Annotated in this window: 1 protein-coding gene; it reads left to right on the top strand. The window is 44.2% G+C overall.

Going from position 1 to position 516, the window contains the following annotated elements; translation table 11 throughout:
* A partial coding sequence (locus R8O11_RS31295; RefSeq protein WP_318195401.1) for a M9 family metallopeptidase N-terminal domain-containing protein occupies nt 1–516 on the top strand: 516 nt, incomplete at both ends.

Genomic DNA, 516 nt, shown 5'->3' with positions numbered 1-516 from the left:
TAAGCGTAGATATTGCCAATACCATTCAACAATTTTTGCGCTCGCCATACGCTCTAACTGAAGGTCGCGAACAACAAGAAGCGCTCGCATCCATGTTGATTGTTGTTGATAGTATTCGTCAACTCGCCATCGCCGCACCCGATGTTTTCGCTATTCTTGATAGCTTTTCAGCGGATAAAAGCGACAGCTATTACTACCGTAAAGCCATAAACAATATCTTTGTCGCTATGGCTGGACACTCACAAACCAAAGCGTTTTACGATGTGATTGAATCTGACTCAAGTTATATCCATCGTTTGAGTAGTTTTATTACCAACAACGAATGGGCGATAGGCACGGATTCTGAACAACTACTTGGCAATGCCGCACGAGAGCTCGCTAGGCTGGTAAAAACTGAAGATGCAGAGACAAAAAAAGTCGTTGTCGACACTTTAGATTCTTTGTTAAAGCGCTACCCGCTAGGCGGTAAGTCAGACAGAATTTGGGTTGGCATCGCCGAAATGGTTGACGCTTATG

The sequence above is a fragment of the Vibrio sp. 1288 genome, from assembly GCF_033344475.1.
Note: the sequence above shows the minus strand (reverse complement) of the source record. Positions and strands in the feature narration are given on the sequence as shown.